Origin of the sequence: Mesorhizobium sp. M2A.F.Ca.ET.037.01.1.1 (assembly GCF_003998075.1) — a bacterium.
Classification (GTDB): domain Bacteria; phylum Pseudomonadota; class Alphaproteobacteria; order Rhizobiales; family Rhizobiaceae; genus Mesorhizobium.
The window spans coordinates 1-4,036 of record NZ_RZSA01000623.1; the positions used below are offsets into that span (position 1 = coordinate 1).

Genomic DNA, 4,036 nt, shown 5'->3' on the forward strand with positions numbered 1-4,036 from the left:
TTGTAGGTCATGGCGTTGAGCTGAGTGCCGTCGGCGTCGATGACCATCGGCTTCTCTTCGATCTTCATGGTGAACTCGACGATCTTGGGGCCGCCCTTGCCCACCTGGTCGTGAGCGTGCACGAAAGGCGGCGCGACAAGCGTGACCTTTTCGCGCGGCAGCTCTGCCACATCCGTCACGGCCGCCATCGCCGGCGTCGAGCCGATGGCGGCAACAGCGGCGGCGGTAAGAACAGAACCCAGCAAAGCTTCGCGTCTCGTAAGCATCATAACCTCTCCTCATTTCAATCATTTCGATATCGTCAGAATATCGACTTCGAAAATCTCGTCTTTGCGCTTGCGCAAACCTGTGACAGGTGCAGTTGCTCTTTGTTGAGGAGTTTGCTTCTACAGGAAGGCCAGATAGGCACACCGCGCACACGCGGCCGACAAAAAGATGGCCGGGCAGGACCTCTCCCAAGGTCTGCCCGGCCCGCGCCTCCGGCCCGCCATTGCCGGAGGCAGCCCCCCATGCTGTCGGATCAGTTCGAAGCGGCTTTGGTCGCCTCGGCGAACAGCTCGGCAAAGACGGGCTTTGCCTTGCCGATCTGTTTGACGGCTTCTGCCGCCTCCAGGTTGACCGGCTTGCCGACGACGATCAGCGCCACCATGCCCATGCCGTAGTGGGGAGCGCATTTCACGCCATAGACACCTTCCTTGGTGAGGGTGACCGTGATCTCCTCGCTCGCCTTGCCCTTGAAGGGCTCGGCGCCGTCCGGAAGCATTCCATTGATGACCTCGGCATTGTGGGTCTTGTCGGTCGGCACAAACTTGATCGTGTCGCCGGGCGCCGCCCGGACGAAGTTGGGCTGGAAGACCATCGCGCCCTTTTCACCCTTGTTCAGCATCTGGACGACATGTTCTTCGGCATTCGCGGCGCCGGCCATCGAGAGCAACGCGACCGCCGCGGCAATGAGGGGCAGTTTCATCGGAGAGTTCCTTTCTTGTTTCACCACGGCATCTACCGTCGCGCGCTTTTAGATCGTCGGAGGACGTGGCGATTTGCGCTAGCTCAAATGCCGCGACGAAAGTGATGGCGCGGAACATGATGGTCAGTGTCGGCCCAAGCGTTCATTCAGCGTTGTTACGCGCTTGCCGGCGTGGCCGCGTGAGCATTCCGCCAAAGAACACGGCGTAGCCGACGAAAGCGGTAACCCATAGCGCCGCCGAGACATGCAGGAGGATCGGAGCGCCGGGAGCCATGGCCGCAGCTATGCGCAGGATGGCAGCGATGACGATCGCAACGAAGATCGCACGCGTTCCGGCGCCTGCCGCCAGTTCGCGGCCTGTGTAGCCGAGAGAGGCGCGGGTCATCACGGCCAGCGTCATGCAGGCCACCGCTCCAACGGCAAATGCGTGAATGCCCGCCGCCGCTGGAACGACACCTGGTGCGAGGACGGTCAGTCCGGCAAGCAGCAGGCCTAGCGGCGCAAAGACGAAGGCAATATGCAGGATCAGCACCAACGGATCGCCCAGTGTCCGATCGCCCGCCCAGCGGGCAAGCCGAACACTATTGAAGACCGCTCCCGCGATCAGAAGCGCGCCGGTTGCAAGACTGGCGGGAAAGAAGGTCCAGGCCGCGAGGCCGACGGCGGACAGCGCGATCGTTCCGATGTCGAACTTGCCAAATGATGCCGGAATCCGGCCGGGGTTCTCGCGCACCAGCCAATTGCGGGTGAAGCTGGGGACTATTCGCCCGCCTACGATCATGATGAGGACGACGACCGCTCCAAGACCCAGGCGGCGGCTCATGTCGGAGATGCCTTGGTAATGCGCTTCAACATGAAATATGACGTTTGCCGCAAATAGGGTCGCGACTGGCAGCAGCACCTTGAGGTTCCGCCAGTTCCGTCCGGCGATGATCTCCGTTGTGGCGGCCGCAACCACCGCTAGAAGAAAAGAGCAGTCTATGGCCGCGCTCAGCAGCCATCCGGTTTCCGCGGAAAGGAACACGGCCGCCCGACCGGCAACCCAGAGCAACACCAGCGCAAGGAGGCGAAAGTCCTGAACGGGAAGCCGGCCGGTCCAGTTCGGAATTGCGGTCAGCAGGAAGCCGGTCACGACCGCCGGCAGGTAGCCGAAAAGCAACTCATGAATATGCCAGTCCACGGGCAGGAATGTGCTGAAGGTTACCAGCCTGCCGTAATAGAGGGGCAGCCACAGCAGCATCGCAATGGCGGCCTGGAGCGAGCCCAGAAGGAAGAATGGCCGGAACCCGTAGGAGAGAATTGCCGGATAGGCGCTTGGCCGCGTCCGTGGAATTGCCATGACATGCCCCATTGAAAACCAGGCAAGACGCCTGCTGGGCCGCTTTTATCCGGGCTCTGAGGTCCGGAATTTGCCTCAGCGCAAACAAGGGAGTGATCGCCTTGCCACACCGAGGGGGAGGCTTCACTTGTCGACGGGCGGTCGTCCGTGACACAGTCAGGCAGAGCCTGAACGCATCGCAGCGTTGAAGTTGGGGAGGAAGGCAGTTGGCAAGCCTTGATCGATCGCTGATTGCCGGACTGCCTGTCTTCGAGGGGATCGCCTCCGCGGACCTGGATCGCATAATCGGACAGGCAAGGTCCATTCGCATCGCCAAGGATCAGCCGGTTTTCGAGCAGGAGCAGGAGGCCCATTCGTTCTTCCTTCTGCTCGACGGCCATGTGCGCGTGGTGAAATCGACTCCGGATGGTCATGAGGTGACCGTGCGATACATAAGCCCGGGCGAATTGATGGGGATCGCCAGCGCGCTGGGCCGGACGACCTATCCGGCGAATGCCCTTGCGGCGGTCGATTGCGTGGCGCTCGCCTGGCCGAGCCAGCTCTGGGCTACATTCGCGGCGAGCTACCCGAGCTTCAGCGCCAATGCCTACAAGGCGGTGGGAATAAGGCTGCAGGATGCTCATGCTCGCGTCATCGAGATGTCCACCGAGCAGGTGGAGCAGCGCGTTGCGCATGCCTTGCTGAAGCTGATCAAGCAGTCGGGGAAAAAGACCGAGGCAGGCATCATGATCGACTTCCCCATTTCACGCCAAGACGTTGCCGAGATGACAGGCACCACGCTTCACACGGTCAGCCGGCTGCTTTCCGCCTGGGAAGACCAGGGGTTGGTCAAGAGCGGGCGACAAAGGGTGGTCGTGGTCGAACCCCATCGCCTCCTCGTCATCGCTGAAGGCCGCTCGGCAAAGGGCTAGCCCGCTCCGCCGGCGTCGATGGCCGCCTCCAGGTCGCAGCGAAGCTGATCCTCGTCCAGGTCATGCTCGCGTGCCGCGTCCGAAACGGTGTGGAAGGAAGCGATCGGGCAGCCGACGCACAACATTCCGTGCTGGAGGACGACACGAACAGCCGCCGGCGCCTCGCGCATGATCCCATCCATCGTCGCATCGTCATTCAATTTGCGTTTCATCTTGTCTGTCCGCATTTTGCGAACAACTATCCTGACGGGTCTTTTCAATGCGTTAGTTGCTCTGAAGCAAAGAAGCCGCTGTCTTGTCTCGCGTGATGCAGTTTTGTGATGCTGTTTGGAGCCGCGGCCGGCTTGCCTCGGCATTTTGCGATGGATCAAAGCCCGCCGGCCCCCTGCCGGATAGATCGAAGGCGCACCCGGTCCTGACATGGACCGGTCATGAACCGGTGGCAGCGTTGATGCGTTGTGTTTCATCCGCATCGGTTCAACCCAGCGAAGGAGTCGGAAATGACCGAGCATCCCAGCGCCAATCGTTTGTCCGCGCAGGAACTGCAAGACATCGATGCCTACTGGCGTGCCGCCAACTACCTGACCATCGGGCAGATCTATCTGCTCGACAATCCGCTGCTTCGCGAACCCCTTCGGCTGGAGCATGTCAAGCCAAGGCTGCTCGGCCACTGGGGGACCTCGCCTGGTCTCAGCTTCATCTATGCGCATCTCAATCGTGCCATCAAGCAACGCGACGCCAATGTCATCTATGTCTGCGGTCCCGGCCATGGCGGGCCGGCGATGGTGGCCAACACCTATCTCGAGGGCACCTACAGCG

4 protein-coding genes and 2 pseudogenes are annotated in these 4,036 nt (G+C 61.4%); 2 read left to right on the forward strand and 4 right to left on the reverse strand.

Going from position 1 to position 4,036, the window contains the following annotated elements; genetic code table 11:
- The 3 genes and pseudogenes from EOA27_RS25600 to EOA27_RS25610 form a co-directional block, all read right to left on the reverse strand.
- A pseudogene (locus EOA27_RS25600) lies at positions 1–266 on the reverse strand (nitrite reductase, copper-containing); the annotation flags it as partial.
- 254 nt (positions 267–520) lie between these two features.
- Entirely contained in the window at positions 521–967 is a 447-nt protein-coding gene (locus EOA27_RS25605) for a pseudoazurin (protein ID WP_126062654.1), read from the reverse strand.
- A 142-nt stretch (positions 968–1,109) separates the two neighbouring features.
- Positions 1,110–2,306: an NnrS family protein gene (locus EOA27_RS25610; RefSeq protein WP_126083546.1), complete on the reverse strand. Its 1,197-nt coding sequence runs from the start codon at positions 2,304–2,306 to the stop codon at positions 1,110–1,112.
- 206 nt (positions 2,307–2,512) lie between these two features.
- On the opposite strand from EOA27_RS25610, the gene EOA27_RS25615 reads away from it, so the two are divergent.
- On the forward strand, positions 2,513–3,217 hold the full coding sequence (locus EOA27_RS25615; protein WP_126079224.1) for a Crp/Fnr family transcriptional regulator: 705 nt from the start codon (positions 2,513–2,515) through the stop codon (positions 3,215–3,217).
- On the opposite strand, the gene EOA27_RS25620 is transcribed toward EOA27_RS25615, so the two are convergent.
- Positions 3,214–3,429, reverse strand: a complete 216-nt coding sequence (locus tag EOA27_RS25620; RefSeq protein ID WP_126083545.1) for a DUF1858 domain-containing protein — start codon at positions 3,427–3,429, stop codon at positions 3,214–3,216. The two genes, EOA27_RS25615 and EOA27_RS25620, sit on opposite strands and share 4 nt — an antisense overlap.
- Before the next feature lie 288 nt (positions 3,430–3,717).
- On the opposite strand from EOA27_RS25620, the pseudogene EOA27_RS25625 reads away from it, so the two are divergent.
- Positions 3,718–4,036: pseudogene (locus EOA27_RS25625) on the forward strand (phosphoketolase); the annotation flags it as partial.